The organism is Pseudomonas sp. C11 (genome assembly GCF_034683865.1).
Lineage (GTDB): Bacteria > Pseudomonadota > Gammaproteobacteria > Pseudomonadales > Pseudomonadaceae > Aquipseudomonas.
Map to the genome: position 1 here is coordinate 228,370 of NZ_JAWIIP010000007.1, position 19,702 is coordinate 248,071.

Genomic DNA, 19,702 nt, shown 5'->3' on the forward strand with positions numbered 1-19,702 from the left:
TCAGCGCGCCAGCGGCAGCGCCACGCCGATCAGCACGAAGAGCACGCCGCAACTGCGGTTGAAGGTACGGCCGCCGCGCTGTAGCCAGGGCCGTACGCGGAAGGCCAGCAGCGCCAGCAGCAGCTCGACGAGGAACTCGACCACAGCGAAGGTCGCCGCCATCACCACGAACTGCATGGCCAGGCCGCGCTGTGGGTCGAGGAACTGCGGCAGAAAGGCGCCGTAGAACAGGATCACCTTGGGATTGGACAGCGCCGACAGCAGGCCCTGGCGAAACAGCCGGGCGGCGCTGGGGCGGGTGCCGCTGTCGGCCAGGGTCAGGTTCATCGGCGGCGAGCGCCACAGTTGCACGCCCAGCCAGATCAAGTAGGCACCGCCGATCCACTTGAGTGCCAGTAGCGCAGTGGGTGCGGTCTTGAGCAGCGCGCTGAGGCCGAACATGGCCAGGGCGATCAAGGTACTGAAGCCGACCACGCCGCCGAGGATGGTGGCCAGCGCCATGCGCGCGCCGTACAGCCCGCCATGGGTCAGCGCCAGCAGGCTGTTGGGGCCGGGCGTCAGCGCCAGGCCGAGGGTAGCGACGAAGTAGACGAGCCAGAGTTCGAGGGCCATGCGGGTCTCCTGTGAAGGCGCGGCCAGTCTAGTCAGCGGCAGGAGCGGTAATGAGGTAGATTCTGGTCATCCAACGGTTGATTCTGGACGGTCATGGTCGAAAGCCCCGATCTGCGTTTTCTCCTGCTGCCGCTGCCGGAGTTCGCCTTGCTGCCGTTCGGTGGTTTTCTCGACAAGTTGCGCTTCAGCGCCGACGACGAGGACTACAGCCGCCAGCGCTACTGCGCCTGGACGATTCTCGGCCTGCAGCCAGGGCATGTTCAGTCCAGCAGCGGTGCGGCGCTGCGTATCGAGGCCACTCCGGCTGAAATCGAGCTGGCCGACTTCGATTACCTGGTGCTGTTCGGCGGGCGTAACGCGCAAGCCACCGCCGCGCTGGCGCCGACCTACCAGCCGTTGCTGCGTCGTGCGGCGCGCGCTGGCGTGAAACTGGTGGCGATCGACAATGCCAGCTTCCTGCTGGCCGCCTGCGGTTTGCTCGACGGGCATCGGGTGGCGGTGCACTGGCGCCACGAGGCAGAGTTTCGCGCCAGTTTTCCGCATCTGCGCCTGGCTCGTGAGCGCCTGTATTGCATCGATGGTGCGCGGATTTCCTGCGCCGGTGGCGCTGCGGCCATCGACCTGGCGGTGGAGTTGCTGGCCCAGGGCAGCGGTCGGGCGCGGGCGCTCAAGGGCCTGGCCGACATGCTGGTGGACGAGACGCGTAGCGGCCAGCACGCGCTGCGTTCGCTGCACACGACGCCGAGCGGCGAACGTCATGTCGACCGCGCCATTGCCCTGATGCGCCACGGCCTGGCCAGTGCCGACGGTATCGAGCAACTGGCGGCCAGTGTCGGCATCAGCCGGCGTCAGCTCGACCGTCTGTTCCAGGCCAGCCAGGGCATGAGCGCGCGGGAGTACTGGAACGAGCTGCGCCTGCAGCACGTGCGCTGGCGCCTGCTCAACTCCAGCCACAGCCTGGCGCAGATCGCCGACGAGATCGGCGTCAGCGATGCCAGTCATCTGGGCAAGCTGTTCCGCCAGCGCTTCGGTACCACGCCTGGTGTGATGCGCCGCCAAACCAAACCCACGGCGTAGGAGCGGCTTCAGCCGCGAAGCTGGTACAGCAACGGTACCCACACCGAGGCCAGCAGCAACAGGGCCATGCAGCGGTTGAACAACAGCAGCCTGGCCGGTTGTCGCAAAAGGCGCGCGCTGCCGATACCGAGCAGGCCCCAGGCCAGCAGGCAGGGCGTGGACACCAGCAGGAACAGCGTCGCGTAGCTTGCCACCGCGCCGAACGAAGCCTGGCCGTCGAGAAAAATCGCCGTGACCGACAGGGTCATCAGCCAGGTCTTGGGATTGATCAGTTGCAGGCCGGCGCCCTGGACGAAGCCCTGACGCCGGTCGACGCTGCGCTCGTCCAGACCAGCCGCTTCGGCGCACATCAGCTTGTAGGCCATCCAACTGATCCAGGCTGCGCCGGCCCAGCTCATCGCCGTCTGCAGCAGCGGCGCATGGGCCAGCAGTTCACCGAGACCCAGACCGACTACCAGCAACATCAGGCTGGCGCTCAGGCTCGCTCCGATGGCAATGGCGAGGGCGATGGCCAGACCGAAGCGGGCGGCGCTGCCAAGGATCAGTAGGTTGGTCGGGCCGGGGGTAATCGAGGCTACCGAGGCGAACAGGATGAAGGGCAGCCACTGGTTCATGGCAGTGAAGGGCATTGGGCATCGCTCCATATCAGGTGTGGCGCGATTGTCCGGCTCGGTCTATCCGTGGTCTTGAAGCTTTGTGCAGCGGTTGCGGTAGGCGCCTGGGGTCAGGCCATTGGCGCGGCGGAACCAGCGGCCCAGGTGGCTCTGGTCGGCGAAGCCCAGATCACTGGCGACCTCCGCTGGCGCCGTGCCGAGGGCCAGCAGACGTCGGGCGCGCACCAGGCGCAGCTGTATCAGGTAGCCGTGCGGAGCGATGCCGAAGGCTGCCTTGAACGCGCGGCTTAGGCGAAAGCGGTCGACGCCGCAGGCACGCGCCAGTTCGTCGAGGCCGATGTTCTGCTGAAAATGTGCGTGCAGGTAGTCGCGGGCGCGCAGGGCCACGCTGGGAATCTGCGGATTACCCGGCAGGCTCTGGCGCCAGTGCAGGCTGCGCGAGATGCGTTCCAGCAGCGCATCGAGTGCTGCGTCGCGCACCATGCGTGGCTCTCCGTCGCGTAATGCCTGCAGGGCGTTGGCGATGCACGGCAGCAGGCCAGGATCGTCCGGCTGGGTGCGCGGCACGCCGGGCAGGCAGTCGCCAGGCGCCTGCTCGAACAACGCCGGCAGCGCACGCTGCAGCCAGGCCGGCTCAAGATAGAGCGTGGAGTAGGTGAAGCCACCCGGCGTCGGTGCATGGCCGTCGTGAATATCGCCGGGCTCGAGGAAGAAGGTCTGCCCGGCGACGCTGCTGAACAGCGCGCGACGGCAATGGAACTGCTGCACGCCCTGTTCGGTGAAGCCGATCAGGTAACTGTCGTGCCAGTGCGGGTCGTAGGCATGCCCCTCGAAATGCGCACGGATCACCTCGATGCCGGTATCGGCATCCTGCTTGAGGTCGACCCATGATTGCGCGTTCATTGCCTGCTGCCCTTCGCGGTTGTGAACGCCCGAGCTTAGCGCGTACTCCGTGCTGAGCTAGAAGATTTGTGCAACCGCCCAGGGCTAATACAGCAACAGCATGCCGCCGGTCTGTCCCGCCAGGGCCAGCTTGGGTGGGTACTCGGCGATGAATTCGTCGACAGCGGTCGTGGCGCCCGGAAAATGGCTGGAGCCGTAGTCGTCGACCACGATGACGCCGCCCTCGCTCATGCGCGGGCCGAAAAAGTGCAAGGAAGCCTGGATCGGCGCGTACAGGTCGACATCGATATGCACCAGGGCGAAGCGCCGTGAAGCGAGCTCCGCCGCCTGCTCGAAGACCTCGGGAATCCAGCCCTTGTGCAGCTCGACGAAGTCAAACGGGCTGAGGACATTGGCCACTGCCTCCTGATTGGATGAAAACAGGAGTTTTTGCTTGAGCGTTTCTTCCGGGCTGGTATCGCCCAGTTGCGTGCGATCCTGCGCGGTCTTGTCGGAAAGGCCGCCCTCGAAACTGTCGAAGATCAGGAAACGGCCCGACCAGGCGCTGGTAGCCAGCGCGCTGGCGATCATGTGGCTGGAGTGCCCTCTCCAGCAGCCACACTCGGCAATATCGCCGGTGACCTGCCCGTTGGCTACGCGCTGCACTGCCTGCATCAGCGTATGAAAGCGCATCTGCTTGGCCAGGTCGTCGCTGGAGGCGGTGAGGCGCCGGGAGTGCTGGTAGGCCTCCAGGTAGGCATCGCCCGTCCGTGGGTAATTCCAATAGCGCTCGATATCGTCGAGATTGAGTTTGCTATCGATGCGGCCTGCGGCCTTGTTGAACAGAAAACGCAGTCGCGATAACCAATTGATCGCCATTCGCCTCTCCAAGGCATATCCATGTAGTGAGACCACGGACAGGTATCCAGGCCTCGAACCGGCGGTACGTTAATGGAGTGGCTGTAGCAGCACCAGCTCTATGATGTGTTTTTGCCTTAGTCGGTAGTGAGCGCCGGATACCAGCGCGGCGTATACACCCACTCGCCACCATTGGCACGCGGGAAACGGCGGGTTTGGCTGGAGCCGATGATCACCAGGGTGCGCATATCGACCATCTCCGGCGTCAGCTCGCCGAGGGTCAGGCTGCGCAGGGCTTCGGCGGGGCGGCCGATATCGCGGCCGAGCACCACCAGCGTTTCCGGCGTGCGGTGCTGGCGCAGCAAGTCGAGCGCGCGGCCGAGCTGCCAGGGGCGGGCCTTGGAGATCGGGTTGTAGAAGGCCATGGCCAGGTCGGCCAGGGCGGCGTGCTCTAGGCGTTTCTCGATCACCGCCCAGGGCTTGAGGTTGTCCGATAGCGAGATCAGGCAGAAGTCATGACCCAGCGGCGCGCCGGCCTTGGCGGCAGTGGCCAGGGCAGCGGAAACGCCCGGCAGTACTTCCAGTTCTACGCCTTGCCAGGCCTCGCTTTGCGGGCTTTCCAGCGCTTCCATCACGGCGGCGGCCATGGCGAATACGCCGGGATCGCCGGAGGAGATCATCACCACCCGCCGACCGCTGGCGGCCAGCTCGAAGGCATGGGCGGCGCGTTGCAGCTCCTCGCGGTTATCGCTGGGGTGCAGGCATTGATCGGTGCGCAGCGGGCCAGCCATCTTCACGTAGGTGTCGTAGCCGAGCAGGTCTTCGGCCTCATCAAGGGCACGGCGTACGGCGGGAGTCATGTGCTCGGCCGCGCCAGGGCCGAGACCGACCACGCTGAGGCGGCCACGGCGCTGGCCGAGGCGTTCGATATCCAGCGGCTGTTCACTCAGCAGCAGGCGCAGGCCATCGCCAGCATGGTGTTCGGGCAGCAGTTCGGACGTGCTGTGGATAAAGCGCAGCGGCAGCTTCAACTCGTCTGCGGCGGCGTGTAGCTCGGCATTGGCCATCCAGCGGTTGTCCGCAAGCAGGCAGGCCAGCGCTTGCGGTGCCAGGTTGGCGATGCTCAGTGCCTGTTGCAGCCGTGCCGGCAACTCGGCATCGGGGCGTTCGATCAGTGCGGCGGCGCTGCGCGGGTGGATCAGCAGTTCGTCCGGCTGCGCCGGGCGTGCCTGCGGGGTGATGTGGATGACCCGGTTGGCAGCGTTATCCACAGGCAACTGCGCGGCTTCCAGCCAGGGCGCCTGGCCTTCGATACGCACCGTTTCGCCGCCGAGCAGGTCGCTGACGAAGCGCTTGCCCTGCTGCAGGTCGGCCAGTGCATAGCCGGCCGGCGGCTCCAGCAGGCAGGTGCCGAAGCGCAGCTCACCGCTAGTGGTGATGGCCGGGGTGACGCCCAGGTGCGCGGCGATCTCGCGGGCCAGGCGGTTGACCCCGGCCAGGCCGCCAAGCAACGGCACCACGGCGCTGCCATCCTCGGCCAGGGCCAGCACCGGTGGCTCGGCGCCTTTTTCCGCCAGCAGCGCGGCAAGGCTGCGGATAACGATACCGGCGGCGCACAGCACCACCAGCGGCTGACCGGCGCGGTAGAGGGCGCGCAGGTGCTCGCCGAACTCGTCGTAGTGGCGCTCTGCGCCGTCGGCACGGCCGCGCAGGCCATGGATCACGGCCTGTGGATAAAGCGCCTTGAGGCGTTGTGCAGTGGCCAGCGCGCTGGCGCCGAGGATGACGATGTTCATGCGGTAAATCCTGTAGCCCGGATGCAATCCGGGGAATGGGGCTCCCGGATTTCATCCGGGCTACGGTCTAAGTCCTGTGTGCTGAGGTAAATGAACTGCCTCCCAGTGCACGGACTGCTCCCTCTCCCATTTATGGGAGAGGGTTGGGGAGAGGGTGGCTCAGGCGATGCGGAGTTGCCGGTTAGACCCTCTCCCCCGGCCCCTCTCCCGCAAGCGGGAGAGGGGAGAAAAGCATGTCGGGCGCTTCACCCCCGCCACTTTTGCCCAGGCACCAGAATCATGGAGAAGTACGGCGAATCCATCGGCTCTACTTCATCGAGCGGCACGATCTTCTGGCTGGCCATGGTGGCGCGTTCGACGTAGTGGGCGCGGTCGTCCAGACCGAGCTTGCGCAGCACGCGGCGCACCTTGTCGAAGTTGCGCCCGAGTTTCATCACCACCGCCGCTTCGGCGTCGCGCAGGCGTTGTTCCAGTTCGTCTTCCGGCAGCACGCCGGAGAGCACGCTCAAGCTCTGGTTGCGATACACCAGCGGCGTGCCGAGCACCGAGGCGCAGCCGAGCATCGAGCACACGCCAGGCACCACCTCAACCTCGTAGCGCTCGGCCAGACGGTCGTGCAGGTACATGTAGGAGCCGTAGAAGAACGGGTCGCCTTCGCAGATCACCGCCACGTCCTGGCCATCGTCCAGCAATTGGGCGATCTGCTCGGCACAGGTGTCGTAGAAGTCGGCGATCACATCCTCGTAGGACAGCGGCGGGGCGAGCTTCTCGGTGGTCACCGGGTAGACCAGCGGCAGGCGCTGCTGGGCGGCGTCCAGATGCTGCTCGATGATGCCGAAAGCATTACCGCCATGGCCGGCGTTGTGCTTGGCCTTGGCCACGAAGTAGGCCACCACTGGCGCGCCTTTGAGCAGGCGCAGCGCCTTGAGGGTAAGCAGCTCGGGGTCGCCGGGGCCGACGCCGAGGCCAAGTAGACGGCCAGCCATCATTCCACCTCCGAGGCGAGGGCGTTGACCGCGGCCACCGCCATGGCGCTGCCGCCGCGACGGCCACGGACGATGACGTAGGGCACGCCACGGCTGTCTGCGGCCAGCGCATCTTTCGATTCCGCAGCACCGATAAAGCCCACCGGCATGCCGATGATCAGCGCCGGTTTCGGCGCCCCGGCATCGAGCATTTCCAGCAGGTAGAACAGCGCGGTGGGCGCGTTGCCGATCACCACCACGCTGCCTTCCAGGTGTTCGCGCCAGTGCTCCAGGGCTACCGCCGAGCGGGTGTTGCCGACTTCGCGGGCCAGTTCCGGTACGCCGGCGTCGTGCAGGGTGCAGATCACCTTGTTATTCGCCGGCAGGCGCGGGCGGGTGATGCCCTCGGCGACCATGCGTGCATCGCAGAGGATTGGCGCACCGGCCAGCAGCGCGGCACTTCCCGCTGCACCGGCGCCGGGGGAGAAGCGCAGATCCTCGACCACATCGACCATGCCGCAGGCGTGGATCACCCGTACGGCGAGTTTTTCCAGGTCGGCGGGAATGCCGTCGAGGTTGGCCTCGGCGCGAATGGTGGCGAAGGAGCGGCGGTAGATTTCCTGGCCGTCGCGGATGTAATCAAGCATCGGGTTTTCCTGCGGGGTGTTGGCGGGCGAACCAGGCGCCGGCCTCGTCGATGGTCATGGCCGGCACCAGCAGACGGCCGAAACCGGGCGCCTCGGGCGTGCGTTGATAGAGCTGGTAGTGGTCGGGCGTGCTGGCCAAAAGGGTGTAGGGCTGCACGCGGGCGCTGGCGCAACTGCGTGGGCAGGCGCTTAAGTGCACCTGTGGGCGCGCGCCGTTTGCGCGCAGCAGCTCGGCCAGATGCAGGGCGTGGTGCTTGCTGTCGGCCAGGCCGCGCGCGCACGCCGCCGAGCCGGTACAGGCGACCAGGCCGAGCAGCGGTTCGTCGAGATGGGGCAGAAGGTCCAGTTCGCTCAGTGCGGCCAGTAATTCGTCAGCCCTTTCCTTCGCCACGTTGCCCAGCAGCACGCCCTGCCAGGGTGTCAGGTGCAGCTCGCTGTCGCCCAATCGCTCGCTGAGCTCTGCGAGCGTCAGCAACTGTTCGGCGTGCAACCGGCCCAACTGCGCACCTGCTACCACCATGCACAGGCCGGTCTGCGCCTGTGGATAAATCCCTGCCGGCGCACTCTGGTGAACAACGGCGGGCTGCCGAGGGTTAGCAGCAGGCTGCAGGGGAAAGGCCAGCCGGGCCTGCAATTGCTGCAGCAGCTCGCTGGGTGTGATCTGCGCCAGCAAATGGCGCATGCGGGATTGTTCTGGCGTGGCGCGTTCGAGGAACAGCAGCAGGAGTTCGCGTACCACTTCGAGCGCTTGTGACGCTTCGATGCGTACCAGCGGCGTGTCGCCGGGGCAGCCAGCCAGGCCCAGCAGCAAGTGCTGCTCGTTCTCAGCGGCCAGCCACAGGTCGTGCGGGTGTTCGCGCATGGCCAGGGCTTCGCCGCCGTCCAGTTGCAGGGCGAACTTGGGCGAAAGGGCATGTAGCGCCGGGGTGTCCTGCAACAGGTCGAGCAACTGGCTGGCCAGTGGCCGCACATCCATCCGCGCCTGCGGGTCGAGGCCGGCGGCGGGGCTGAGCATCAGGTTGCGCACGTCATCGGCGGCGGCCACGCGCGGGCCGAGCCCGGCAGCGAGCAGGGCATCGATCAGCGGTGCTTCCTGGCCGGGTAGCACGCCACGAATCTGCAGGTTGCTGCGGTTGGTCAGCTCCAGTACGCCGCTGGCCTTGTGCAGCGCGGCCTCGGCAATCGCCCGCGCCTGGGTGCTGCGCAGCACGCCGCCGGGCAGTTTGACCCGGCAGATGCCGCCGTCCAGCGCAGGCACGATGCGCAGCAGGCCGGGGCAGGCGGAAGGGCGGACGGATGCGGGCAAAGGATCACCTGTGGATAACGACGCGGCGACCAAACCAGCGAAATCCACAGGGGATTCCATGGCATCGGTACACCCCGCCCGATGTTGGCACTCGCGACCAGCGTTCGTCGGCAGGTCTCCTGGCTGACAGGTCTTGGTCTGTTGCGGCCTTCCCGGACATCCAGTGGCGTGGGTGCAGCAGACTCGCTGTTTACAGTTGCGGGGGCAGCCACGGTTTAGCCGTGTTCCCTCTTAGGCCCGTTGCGGAGTCGTATCGACTCAAGGGCACCGACGAAGCCTGTATTATGCCCGCTTTGCCCGGAGCGCGGACAGGCGCTCCGTCGGGCCCGTGCGAGGACATTGGATGAAACCCTGGTTGACCCTGGTCGGCATCGGCGAAGACGGCTACTCCGGCCTCGGCAAGGCCGCGCGCCGCGCCCTGCTGGCGGCCACGCGCATCGTTGGCGCGCCACGGCAACTGGCGCTGCTGCCGCCGTGCATCAGTGGCGAGCGGGAAACCTGGCCGAGCCCCTTCGACCTTGGGCCGCTGCTGGCGCGGCGCGGCGAGGCGGTGTGCGTGCTGGCCAGTGGTGATCCGATGTTCTATGGCGTCGGTGCCAGTCTGGCGCGCCAGGTTGCCGCCGACGAGCTGCTGGTATTACCCGCGCCGTCCTCGGTGTCCCTGGCGGCCGCGCGTCTGGGCTGGCCGTTGCAGGAAGTGGAGGTGGTTTCGCTGGTCGGGCGGCCCCTGGCCACGCTCAAAGGCAAACTGTTTCCCGGCATGCGCCTGCTGGTATTGAGCGCCGATGGTGACACCCCCGCGCAGGTCGCCGAAGCCCTGTGCGCCCGCGGTTTCGGTGCCAGTCGTCTGACTTTGCTGGAGCACCTTGGCGGCCCCGAGGAGCGCCGTGTTGATAGTCTGGCCGCGAGCTGGAACCTGCCACGGGGCGCCGACCTCAACCTGCTGGCGGTGGAATGTCTGGCCGATGCCGGGGCACAACTGCTGCCGCCGACCTGCGGCCTGCCGGACGACGCCTATCGCCACGACGGGCAACTGACCAAGCGCGACGTACGCGCGGTCACCCTGGCACGCCTGGCGCCGCTGCCTGGTGAGCTGCTGTGGGACGTTGGCGCCGGCTGCGGCTCCATCGGCATCGAGTGGATGCGTGCGCACCCGGCTTGCCGCGCTATCGCCATCGAGGCCAACGAGGGGCGCCAGGAACACATTCGCCACAATCGCGACACGCTCGGTGTACCCGGTCTGCAACTGGTCGCCGGGCATGCGCCCGAGGCGCTGGCTGGGCTGCCTGCACCGGATGCGATCTTTATCGGCGGCGGCGTCACCGTGCCCGGTGTGCTGGAGGATTGCTGGGCTGCGCTCAAGCCGGGCGGGCGTCTGCTGGCCAATGCCGTGACCATCCAGAGCGAGGCGGCGCTGGTAAGTTTTCGCGAGCAGCACGGCGGCGAGATGCTGCGTCTGACCGTGGCCCAGGCGCAGCCGCTGGGTGGTTTCGACACCTGGCGCGCGGCGCTGCCGATCACCCTGCTGACGGTGCGCAAGCCGTGAGTGCGCGGATCCTGCTGCTCGGCGGCACCACCGAGGCGCTGCGCCTGGCGCGTCGGCTGGGGCCGGAGACGGTCTACAGCCTGGCTGGGCTGGGCCGCGTGCCGGACGACCTCGCCTGCCGTGTGCGCGTCGGCGGTTTTGGCGGCGCCGAAGGACTGGCCGCCTTTATCGCCGACGAAGGCATCGAACTGCTGCTGGATCTGACCCACCCCTACGCCGCGCAGATCAGCCATAACGCCGCCCGCGCCGCCGAAATCGTCGGCGTGCCCTGCTGGGCGCTGCGTCGCCCTGGCTGGCAGCCAGGCGGGGAGGATGACTGGCGCGAGGTGGACGGCTGGGATGAACTGACCCGCGCACTGGCACTATTCGAACGGCCCTTCTTCACCTCCGGACGCGAGCCGCTGGCGCATCTGCATGAGATTCCTGAGCACCAGCACTGGACGGTACGTTGCCTGCAGGCCGAACCGGCGCCGCCGCGTGCTGAGATCATCGGCGCGCGTGGGCCGTTCTCCCTGGACGAGGAGCGTGCACTGTTCGCCCGCATCCGCTGCGACGTGCTGATCAGCAAGAACAGCGGCAGCGCGTCCACCGAGCCGAAGCTGCAGGTGGCGCGAGAGTTGGGCCTGCCGGTGCTGCTGTTGCGTCGTCCCGAATTGCCGGTGGTGACGCGTGAGTTTGCGGAGTTGGACGCCCTCTGCGAAGCGCTGCCCCTGTAGGGCGGGTGAAACCCGCCAACGTCGGCCCGGCGGGTTACACCCGCCCTACGCTTGACGCCACGCCGCCTGCCATTGCCAGTGGTGACGCGCGAGTTCACCGAGTTGGATGCCTGGGGCGAGGCGCTGCTCCTGTAGGGCGGGTGAAACCCGCCAATGTCGGTCTAGCGGGTTGCACCCGCCCTAAGCTTGCCGTTGCGCTGCTAGACTGCCGCCCCGTTTTGGAGACTGTCATGAGCCAAACCCCTTACGCCCGCATCCTGTTCATCGGCCCCGGCCTGGGGCGTGGTGCATCGTCCGAGCGCCTGCAGCAGCGCATCGAAACGCTGCTGGGCGAGGCGCATCTGCATGACACCGAGCAGGACGGTTTCTGGCACGCCATCGATAACGCGCCACGCCCGCTGCTGCTGGTCGACCTGGAACCGCGCGCCGATGCCGCGCACCGTGACTGGTTGCGCGAGTGCATTGCCGAACGCGGTAATGGGAGCGAGGTGTTCGTGGTCTGCACCGCCATGGAAGACACCTGGCTCGATGGCCTGGGCGCGTTGCTCGAACGCCGTGAAGCGCATATCCCCTGCAGCGACGTGCCAGCCGTGCCGGAACACCATGCCTGGTCGCAGATCCCGCCGCATGCGCAGCGCCTGCTGCTGTGCAACGGCCCGCGCTGCACGCGCAAGGGCGCGCTGGGCCTTTGGAAAACCCTGCGTCAGCGGCTCAAGGCCGCCGGCAAGCTGGAGTGCGAGGGCGGTGTGCATATCACCCGCAGCCAGTGCCAGTTCCCCTGCGACCTGGGCCCGACTGCGAGCCTTTATCCACAGGGCGAGTGGTATGGCATCAAGGATGAAGCGGCGGTGATCCGTCTGGTCGACGAGCGTCTGGTGGCGGGCAGGGCGTTGCCGGAGTTGCGGATTGATGAGCAGGCTTAATGCCCGCCCCCTTTCGCGGCTGACGCGCAATGCCGCCCAACTGCTCCTATAAAAGAGCAATCGCCGCTAAAGCGCCTCCCACAGTCGGCCCCGCGCCTTGACTTGAACGGAGGCGGGTGGTCATATCCGCCCCGCTTCAGGTGTCTCACGCCGCCGCGCGTGAGGTGAAACGGGAAGTCGGTTGAAGTCCGACGCTGCCCCCGCAACGGTAAGCGAGCGACCGCATCGATACGCCACTGTGCGCCACGCGCATGGGAAGGCGATGCGTTCATGACCCTCGCAAGCCCGGAGACCGGCCTGGAGTCGTTTGTGTCTGGCAACCCGCGGTGGGCGGGCGTTGACTCCAGTAGGGCGCCGCCGTGCCCCTGTCTGCTGTTGCGCATTTCCATCGGATTGCCGTGCCTTTTCTCTTTGCGATGGAAGCAATATGGCGCGCCATTTCCGCATCAAAAAAACCGGTCTGGCCGATTTGGCCAGGGCATCCGTTCGGCTGCCTTCCTGGCGACAGAGATTGAAAATGTTATGTTATAACAATAACGTTTCATGTCTCGACTCCTCGCGTACCACCGGAAGCCCTAACGTGCGAAACCCTGTTATTCACTGCACCTGGCCGCTGGCCCTGCTGTTCAGCGGCCTGGCCCTGGCCGACAAGGCTGTCGATCTGCCCGCACTCGATGTCCAGGCCAAGGCCGCCGAGGAGGGCGAAAGCGACCTGCGCACGCCCACCACCAGCGGTTCGCGCCTGGAGCTTTCGGCCCTGCAAACCCCGGCCAGCACCAGCAGCTTGAGCGGCGCCGAGGTGCGTGAACGCAACAACCTGACGGTACAGGATGCAGTAACCCGCACGCCCGGCATCAGTTTTATCGGCACGCCCGGCAATGGCGGCACCGCGCTATCGGCACGCGGCTTCACCGGCCACTCGGCGACCATGCAGCTCTACGACGGCACCCGCCAGTACGTCGGCGCCGGCACCGTGACCTTCCCGGCGGACACCTGGTCGGTGGCGCGCATCGACGTGCTGCGTGGCCCGGCTTCGGTGCTCTATGGCGAAGGCGCCACCGGCGCGGTGATCAACGTGGTGCCGAAGAAGCCCTTCTCCGGCCCGGTCGAGAATCACCTGCGCCTGGGCTATGGCAGCGACGACCGCCGCCAGGCCGCGCTGGACAGCGGCGGTTCGTTGAGCGACGCGCTGAGCTATCGCTTCAACCTCAATCAACAGGCCAGCAATGGCTGGGTCGACCGTGGCGATTCCGACAGCCTGGCATTGAGCGCCGCGCTGCGCTGGGATGCCAGCGAAGACCTGAGCTTCACCCTGTTCCATGATCAGGGCGAGCAGAGCCCGGAGCGCTACCTCGGCACGCCCCTGGTCGATGGCAAGTTCCGCGAGAGCCTGCGCGAGCGCAACTACAACGTCGCCAACGCTGATATCCACTACAACGACCAGATCACCCGCCTGGTGACCGACTGGCGCATCAACGACGCACTGACGTCCAACAACCAGCTCTACTACATCAAGACCCAGCGCTACTGGCGCAACAGCGAGGCTTACCGCTGGCAGCCGGGTGATACGGTCGAACGAGGCGATTTCTGGCGCATCAAGCACAACCAGGAACAGCTCGGCGACCGCCAGAGCTTCAGCCTCGATCACGCCCTGTTCGGCCTCGACAGCCGCACCGTGGTCGGTGTCGACTACAACCATATTCGCTTCGCCCGCCACCACGATTTCGACAACACCTTCACTGACAGCGTACCGCTCGGCCAGTCCGGCGGCGGCAGCTACCAGAGCACCGACAGTTACCGCCCACGCGAGCTCAATCAGGCCCGGCAGTTCTCGCTGTTCGCTGAGAACCGCACCCAGCTCACCGAGCGCCTGGCGCTGGTCACTGGCGTGCGCCGCGATCAGGTGCATCTCGAGCGCAACAATCGGGTCGACGACAGCCGCGTCGACCGCAGCCTCACGGGCGACAACTGGCGCGCTGGGCTCGTCTTCGCCCTGACCCCGGAGCTGTCGCTGTACGGCCAGTACGCCACCAGCACCGAAGGGGTGAGCAACCTGCTCACTCTCAACCCGAGCCAGCAGCAGTTCGATCTGAGTGAAGCCAAGCAGACCGAGATCGGCCTCAAGCAACTGTTCTGGGGCGGGCAGGGCGAGTGGACGCTGGCCGCCTATCACATCGTCAAGGAGAAGCTGCTCAGCCGTGAGACACCGACATCACCCACCGAGCAGATCGGCCAGCAATCCTCCGATGGCCTGGAGGCCTCGCTGGAACTGGCGCTGGGGCGTGGCTGGCAGGTGTCGGCCAACGCGGCGTTCGTCCGTGCCGAGTACGACGATTTCGTCGATGGCGGTGGCGACCGCAGCGGCAATCGTCCGGTCGACGTGCCGAGGCGCACGGCCAACCTATGGCTGAACAAGGATCTCGGCAGCGGCGTGGAGGCGGGCATCGGCGCGCGTTATGTCGATGCACGTTATGTCGATACGGCCAATACCGAGAAAGTGCCGGGTTACACGGTGGTCGATGCGAATATCGCCTGGCAGGTGCTGTCGGACGTGCGCCTGGGCCTGGAGTTGAATAACCTGTTCGACCGCCAGTACGCCACCAGTGCCAGCAGCGATGGTCAGCAGTGGTTCCTTGGCGCGCCGCGTTCGCTGTTCGTCACGGCGGATTACAGCTTTTGAAGCGCGCGTGCCTGTCTCGGCGCGCCGCACGTGGAGAGTTCTTGTGTCAGTGAGTAGCGCCTCGGGCTGGTCGTTCAGCCTGTTCTCGCCGCCCGCGAGCCGCCGTAAGGCGGCGTCCGAGCCGCGCCTGCGCATCCGTGACCTGGCCTGGTCGCCGGATGGCCAGCGCGCCTTGCTCGAGGCCATCGACCTGGACATCGGCGACGGTGAGCTGCTCGGCCTGATCGGCCCCAACGGCAGCGGCAAGACCAGCCTGCTGCGCTGCGCCTATCGTTTTCAGCGGCCGTGCAGCGGCAGTGTTGAACTGGGCGGCGAAGCGCTGTGGCAACGCCCGCCACGCTGGAGCGCGCAGCGCGTGGCGGTGGTGCTGCAGGAATTCCCGCAGGACTTCGGCTTGCGTGTGCACGAGGTGGCGGCCATGGGTCGCACGCCGCACAAGGGGCTGTTCGACGGCGACGATGGTGAGGATCAGCGCCTGGTCGACGAGGCGCTGGCGCGGGTCGGCCTGAGCGAGCGGGCGCAGCAGGATTTCGCCCGCCTGTCCGGCGGCGAGAAGCAGCGCGCCTTGCTCGCCCGCGCCCTGGTGCAGCAGCCGCAACTGCTGATCCTCGACGAGCCGACCAACCACCTCGACCCGCGTTACCAGATCGAACTGCTGCGGCAGATCAAATCGTTGGGCCTTGCGACGCTGGCCAGCTTCCATGATCTGAACCTGGCGGCGGCTTTCTGCGACCGCCTGTGCGTGATCGACCAGGGTCGCCTGGTGGCCGTCGGCACGCCCGCCGAGGTGCTCACTGCCGAGCTGCTGCAACAGGTGTTCGGTGTGCAGGCACTGGTCGACACCCATCCACTGGCGGGTTATCCGCGTATTACCTGGATTCTTTGATGAAGCGCTCACGCACGGTCGAACCTGTAGGAGCGAGCTCTGCTCGCGAATCATGGGTAAAGACAAAAGCTTCGCGAGCAAAGCTCGCTCCTACATTCATTGGTGCAATCCTGCTGGCGCTGGCCAGTCCCGCCTGGGCCGTGATCGTCACCAGTTGCGACCGGCAGATCACCATCGACCAGCCGCCGCAACGGGCCGTGAGCCATGACGTGAATATGACCGCCATGCTCCTGGCTCTCGGCCTGAAAGGGCACATGGCCGGCTACACCGGCATCAGCGGTTGGAAGACCCTCGACCCGAGCATGCGCGAGCAGCTTGATGGCCTGCCCGAACTGGCCGCGCGTTATCCGTCGCTGGAAAACCTGCTGGGCGCAGGCACCGATTTCGTCTTCGCTGGCTGGAACTACGGCATGCGTATGGGCGGTGAGGTCACCCCGAGCAGCCTGGCGCGCTTTGGCATCCCGGTGTACGAGCTGAGCGAGTCTTGCGCCCACGTTATGCCGGGCCGCGTCACCAGCCTCGACGATGTCTACACCGACCTGCACAACCTCGGTCGAATCTTCGCCGTCGAGGATCGCGCCGACGCGCTGGTGCAGGGCATGCAGGCGCGGGTGGCGGCGGTGCAGGCGCGCCTCGGTGGGCAGCCAACGCGGCCACGGGTGTTCGTTTACGACAGCGGCGAAGACCTGCCTTTCAGCGCCGGGCGCCAGGGCATGCCGCAGCCACTGATCGAGGCGGCCGGCGGGCGCAACGTGATGGACGGTGTGACCGGTAGTTGGATCAAGGTGGGCTGGGAAGCGGTGGTCGAGCAAGACCCCGAAGTCATCCTGATCGTCGACTACGGCGAGCGCACGGCGGCGCAGAAGCGCGACTTCCTGCTGCAGCACCCGGCGCTGCAGGGTGTCACGGCGATCCGTGACAAGCGCTTCGTGGTGCTGCCGTATCTGGCGGTGACGCCAAGCCTGGATAACGCCGCCGCCATCGAGACGCTGGCCGCTGCGCTGCACCCCGAGGCCTTCGCCCAGTGAATCGCTATCGCCTGCTGCTGCTTGGACTGGCCGTGCTGCTGGCGCTGTCCTGCGCCTGGTCGCTGGCCTTCGGCGCGGCGCAGGTGCCGCTAGATCGCGTATTGGCGATCCTCGGCCAGCATCTGTTGGGTATCCCGCCCGAGATGCCGATCAACAGCGGCCAGGACAGCATCGTCTGGCAACTGCGTGCCCCACGGGTGCTGCTCGGCGCGCTGGTCGGCGCCGGACTGGCACTAGTCGGCACCGTGCTGCAGGCGGTGACGCGCAACCCGCTGGCCGACCCGCACCTGCTCGGCGTCAGCTCCGGTGCGGCGTTCGGTGCGGTGATCGTGGTGCTCTACCTGGGCGAGTTCGCCGGGCTGCTCAGCCTGCCGCTGGCGGCCTTCGTCGGCGCGCTGGCGAGTATGTTGCTGGTGCTGGCCATCGCCAGCCGGGGCGGGCGTCTGGAGAGCGACCGCCTGCTGCTGGCCGGGGTGGCGGTGTCGTTCGTGATGATGGCGGCGAGCAACCTATTGCTGTACCTGGGCAACCCGCATGCGGCCAGCTCGGTGCTGTTCTGGATGCTCGGCGGCCTCGGCCTGGCGCGCTGGGAGCTGCTCTGGCTACCAGCGTTGTGCCTGGCCCTGGCCATGATCGTGCTGCTCGGTCTGGGCCGCGCGCTGAACGCGCTGATGGCTGGCGAGCAGAGCGCCGTGAGCCTGGGCCTGGAGCCGCGTCGGGTGCGCTTGCTGGTGTTCGTGGTGGCCTCGTTGCTCACCGGCGTACTGGTGTCGCTGTCCGGTGCCATCGGCTTCGTCGGCCTGATGCTGCCGCACGTGGCGCGCTTTCTGGTCGGCGCCGAGCACCGCCGCGTGCTGCCGGTGGCGGCGCTGCTGGGGGCGCTGTTCCTGGTCTGGGTCGATGTCGCAGCGCGCACCTGGCTGGCGCCGCAGGATCTGCCCATCGGCATCGTCACTGCGGCCATCGGCGGAGTGTTTTTCGTGGCCCTGCTCAGGCGCCGCTAGTCGCCTTTACAGACGGAAGCGCTGCACCTGGCTTTGCAGCGAGCTGCCGAGGCGTGCCAGCTCCTGGCTGGCCTGGCTGGTCTGCTCGCTGGCGGTGTAGGTCTGCTCGGTGATGCCACGCACGTTGAGCACGCTGCGGTTGATTTCCTCGGCCACGGCGCCCTGTTGTTCGGCGGCGGCGGCGATCTGCTGGGTCATGCCCTGGGCGTTGCCGATGCTCGTGGTGATGCTGTGCAGGGCCGCGCCGGCCTGGCGGGCCAGCTCGACGCTGCTGTGGGTCAGGTTGCGGCTGCCTTCCATGCGTTGCACGGCCTTGAGCGTGCCCTGCTGCAGGGCGGCGATCAGCGTCTCGATTTCCTGGGTGGACTGTTGCGTGCGCTGGGCCAGGCCACGCACTTCGTCGGCGACCACGGCGAAACCACGCCCGGCTTCGCCGGCACGCGCTGCCTCGATGGCGGCATTGAGCGCCAGCAGGTTGGTCTGCTCGGCCACCGATTTGATGACGTCGAGCATGCCGCCGATGCGTCCGCTTTCCTCGGCCAGGGCACTGATGGCCTCGCCGGTCAGCTCCACCTCGCTGGACAGGCTGTCGATCTGGGCGATGGCCTTGTTGACGATCTGCGCACCACTGCTGGCTTCCTGGGCGCTGTGCTCGACCGCGTGCGCCGTTTCCACTGCATTGCGCGCCACGTCCTGCACCGAGGTGGCCATCTCGTGCATGGCGGTGGCCACCTGATCGGTTTCCAGCTTCTGCTCGTTGGCGCCGGCACGGGTCTGCTGGGTGATGGCGGAAAGCTCTTCGGTGGCGCTGGCGATCTGCGCGGCGCCGTCGCCGATATGCCCGATCAACTGCCGCAGGCTGCTGGTCATGGCATTCATGCCTTGCTGCAACTGGCCGATCTCGTCACTGCGCTGCACCTGATCCTGATGGCTGAGGTCGCCGCTGGCGATGCGTTGCACGTTGTGCAGCACGCTGCGCAGGGCCGGGACGATCTGCCGGGTGATCAGTAGGGCGCCGACGATGCCGAAGATCAGCGCCAGTGCCAGGCAGCCCAGCAGCATCCCCGAGGCCTGCTGGGTGTCTTCGTTGCGCCGTTGCATCTGGTTGTCATACAGCGCCTGACAGTGCTCGACCATTGCCAGAACCAGCGCATTGGCTTTCTTCTGATCCTGATCGATGCGCAGCAGGGCGGCCTGGTGGGTATCGAGCGTATCGCGGTAGGTGCGGATGGACTGCTCCATCTCCTGAAACAGTGCGGGCGGCGCATCGCTCAGCGTCGCACGCAGGGGCTGGAGATTGGCCAGGGTCTTGTCGATGGCATCGAGGGTCGACTGGTATTGATCGGTCTTGCCGCTGTAGCTGTAGGCGCGCGTCTCGAAGCGGGCGAAGAGGAACTGCATCTGGATGGTCTTCACCACCTTGTAGCGTGCGTATGTCCGCTCGACGTCCAGTGTGTCGCTACTGACATAGCTGTCCAGCTTATCCAGGGATGCCAGGGCCTGATCGCCGCTGCTGCGGCGCAAATTTCGCGACGAGGCGATCTGCTGGTAAGCCCCTTCCATGTCGTTGATCAGCGCCTGGTAGTTGCCCAGCGCCTCGTCCATCTGGGCGATCTTCTGCTGGTTTTCCTGGGTCATGAAATAGCCGCGCAGGTCGGCCAGATTCTGCTCGATGGTGACGATCTGCTGCTTCAGCTCGGCAGCAGATTTCTCTTCGCCGTTGCTCTGCAGATACGCGGCACGCGCCAGGCGCATGTCCGAGAGATGCTGCATCAACTGGTTGACCGCACTCATGCGATCCATGCGGTAGGACAGGTTGGAGAGGGCGTACCAGCCAGCCGAGAACATCAGAACGCTCATGATCAGCAGCAGGCCGAAGCCGGCGATCAGTTTCTTGGCGACACTCAGGTTTACCAACCAGCGATTCATACGACGTGCTCCTTGAGTGGCGGGTGGACGGTGCGTGTGTTCGAGGGCAGGCACACAGCAGTCCAGCACCGATTGAACGGAGCCACGTCAGGATTCTCTTGGCAGCGGATGACTCGTGGAGTCAGGCAGGGAGTCGAGGGCATGGGCAGTCGTTCTTGTTGTCTTATTGGCTTCGATGGTATCGGCCAGGTTTTCTTTATGAGTAGGCGGCTTACCCATCATCTGGCGGCAAG

18 protein-coding genes, 1 pseudogene and 2 riboswitches are annotated in these 19,702 nt (G+C 66.5%); of the genes and pseudogenes, 8 read left to right on the top strand and 11 right to left on the bottom strand.

Annotated elements, in window-relative coordinates:
- The gene (locus VC352_RS13510; RefSeq protein ID WP_322980067.1) at positions 1 to 612 is read right to left on the bottom strand and encodes a LysE family translocator; all 612 of its coding nucleotides are present in this window, start codon (positions 610 to 612) and stop codon (positions 1 to 3) included.
- Positions 613 to 705: 93 nt separating this feature from the next.
- Here VC352_RS13510 and VC352_RS13515 point away from each other — a divergent pair, with 93 nt between their 5' ends.
- Positions 706 to 1,689: a GlxA family transcriptional regulator gene (locus VC352_RS13515; RefSeq protein ID WP_322980068.1), complete on the top strand. Its 984-nt coding sequence runs from the start codon at positions 706 to 708 to the stop codon at positions 1,687 to 1,689.
- Between the two features lie 8 nt (positions 1,690 to 1,697).
- On the opposite strand, the gene VC352_RS13520 is transcribed toward VC352_RS13515, so the two are convergent.
- The 7 genes from VC352_RS13520 to cobG form a co-directional block, all read right to left on the bottom strand.
- Entirely contained in the window at positions 1,698 to 2,303 is a 606-nt protein-coding gene (locus VC352_RS13520) for a LysE family translocator (protein ID WP_322980127.1), read from the bottom strand.
- 60 nt (positions 2,304 to 2,363) lie between these two features.
- Positions 2,364 to 3,206, bottom strand: coding sequence for an AraC family transcriptional regulator (locus VC352_RS13525; RefSeq protein WP_322980069.1), 843 nt, complete (start codon positions 3,204 to 3,206; stop codon positions 2,364 to 2,366).
- A gap of 84 nt (positions 3,207 to 3,290) precedes the next feature.
- Positions 3,291 to 4,064 carry a TylF/MycF/NovP-related O-methyltransferase gene (locus VC352_RS13530; RefSeq protein ID WP_322980070.1) on the bottom strand — a complete coding sequence of 258 codons (774 nt, stop codon included), beginning with the start codon at positions 4,062 to 4,064 and terminating at the stop codon, positions 3,291 to 3,293.
- A 116-nt stretch (positions 4,065 to 4,180) separates the two neighbouring features.
- Complete coding sequence (gene cobJ / locus VC352_RS13535; protein ID WP_322980071.1) at positions 4,181 to 5,839, bottom strand: precorrin-3B C(17)-methyltransferase; 1,659 nt, start codon at positions 5,837 to 5,839, stop codon at positions 4,181 to 4,183.
- 245 nt (positions 5,840 to 6,084) lie between these two features.
- Positions 6,085 to 6,828: a precorrin-2 C(20)-methyltransferase gene (locus VC352_RS13540; protein ID WP_322980072.1), complete on the bottom strand. Its 744-nt coding sequence runs from the start codon at positions 6,826 to 6,828 to the stop codon at positions 6,085 to 6,087.
- Positions 6,825 to 7,451, bottom strand: a complete 627-nt coding sequence (locus VC352_RS13545; RefSeq protein WP_322980073.1) for a precorrin-8X methylmutase — start codon at positions 7,449 to 7,451, stop codon at positions 6,825 to 6,827. Before VC352_RS13545 ends, VC352_RS13540 begins: the two co-directional genes overlap by 4 nt.
- A complete protein-coding gene (gene cobG, locus VC352_RS13550; protein WP_322980074.1) occupies positions 7,444 to 8,757 on the bottom strand; it encodes a precorrin-3B synthase in 1,314 nt (437 codons plus the stop codon). The genes VC352_RS13545 and cobG overlap by 8 nt, the downstream gene beginning before the upstream one ends.
- A 91-nt stretch (positions 8,758 to 8,848) precedes the next feature.
- A riboswitch (cobalamin riboswitch) is annotated at positions 8,849 to 9,044 on the bottom strand.
- Between the two features lie 56 nt (positions 9,045 to 9,100).
- Between cobG and cbiE the strand changes: the two genes are divergently transcribed.
- From cbiE to VC352_RS13575, 5 genes are all read left to right on the top strand, one after another.
- Positions 9,101 to 10,303, top strand: coding sequence for a precorrin-6y C5,15-methyltransferase (decarboxylating) subunit CbiE (cbiE, locus tag VC352_RS13555; RefSeq protein ID WP_322980075.1), 1,203 nt, complete (start codon positions 9,101 to 9,103; stop codon positions 10,301 to 10,303).
- Positions 10,300 to 11,019, top strand: coding sequence for a cobalt-precorrin-6A reductase (locus VC352_RS13560; RefSeq protein WP_322980076.1), 720 nt, complete (start codon positions 10,300 to 10,302; stop codon positions 11,017 to 11,019). The genes cbiE and VC352_RS13560 overlap by 4 nt, the downstream gene beginning before the upstream one ends.
- Before the next feature lie 230 nt (positions 11,020 to 11,249).
- On the top strand, positions 11,250 to 11,942 hold the full coding sequence (locus VC352_RS13565) for a (2Fe-2S) ferredoxin domain-containing protein (protein ID WP_322980077.1): 693 nt from the start codon (positions 11,250 to 11,252) through the stop codon (positions 11,940 to 11,942).
- A gap of 121 nt (positions 11,943 to 12,063) precedes the next feature.
- Positions 12,064 to 12,258: riboswitch (cobalamin riboswitch) on the top strand.
- Positions 12,259 to 12,522: 264 nt separating this feature from the next.
- Positions 12,523 to 14,622, top strand: coding sequence for a TonB-dependent receptor (locus VC352_RS13570; RefSeq protein ID WP_322980078.1), 2,100 nt, complete (start codon positions 12,523 to 12,525; stop codon positions 14,620 to 14,622).
- Positions 14,623 to 14,701: 79 nt separating this feature from the next.
- Positions 14,702 to 15,508 carry an ABC transporter ATP-binding protein gene (locus VC352_RS13575; RefSeq protein ID WP_416340179.1) on the top strand — a complete coding sequence of 269 codons (807 nt, stop codon included), beginning with the start codon at positions 14,702 to 14,704 and terminating at the stop codon, positions 15,506 to 15,508.
- On the opposite strand, the gene VC352_RS13580 is transcribed toward VC352_RS13575, so the two are convergent.
- Positions 15,492 to 15,734 carry a hypothetical protein gene (locus tag VC352_RS13580; protein ID WP_322980130.1) on the bottom strand — a complete coding sequence of 81 codons (243 nt, stop codon included), beginning with the start codon at positions 15,732 to 15,734 and terminating at the stop codon, positions 15,492 to 15,494. The two genes, VC352_RS13575 and VC352_RS13580, sit on opposite strands and share 17 nt — an antisense overlap.
- Between VC352_RS13580 and VC352_RS13585 the strand changes: the two genes are divergently transcribed.
- Both VC352_RS13585 and VC352_RS13590 read left to right on the top strand, forming a co-directional pair.
- Positions 15,649 to 16,536: an ABC transporter substrate-binding protein gene (locus VC352_RS13585; RefSeq protein ID WP_322980079.1), complete on the top strand. Its 888-nt coding sequence runs from the start codon at positions 15,649 to 15,651 to the stop codon at positions 16,534 to 16,536. The genes VC352_RS13580 and VC352_RS13585 overlap by 86 nt on opposite strands.
- On the top strand, positions 16,533 to 17,540 hold the full coding sequence (locus VC352_RS13590; RefSeq protein WP_322980080.1) for an iron ABC transporter permease: 1,008 nt from the start codon (positions 16,533 to 16,535) through the stop codon (positions 17,538 to 17,540). The genes VC352_RS13585 and VC352_RS13590 overlap by 4 nt, the downstream gene beginning before the upstream one ends.
- Positions 17,541 to 17,546: 6 nt before the next feature.
- On the opposite strand, the gene VC352_RS25450 is transcribed toward VC352_RS13590, so the two are convergent.
- Positions 17,547 to 18,419: a methyl-accepting chemotaxis protein gene (locus VC352_RS25450; protein WP_416340180.1), complete on the bottom strand. Its 873-nt coding sequence runs from the start codon at positions 18,417 to 18,419 to the stop codon at positions 17,547 to 17,549.
- Positions 18,402 to 19,469 (bottom strand): annotated as a pseudogene (locus VC352_RS25455) (methyl-accepting chemotaxis protein); the annotation flags it as partial. The pseudogene VC352_RS25455 and the gene VC352_RS25450, both read right to left, overlap by 18 nt.
- Positions 19,470 to 19,702 lie beyond the last annotated feature (233 nt).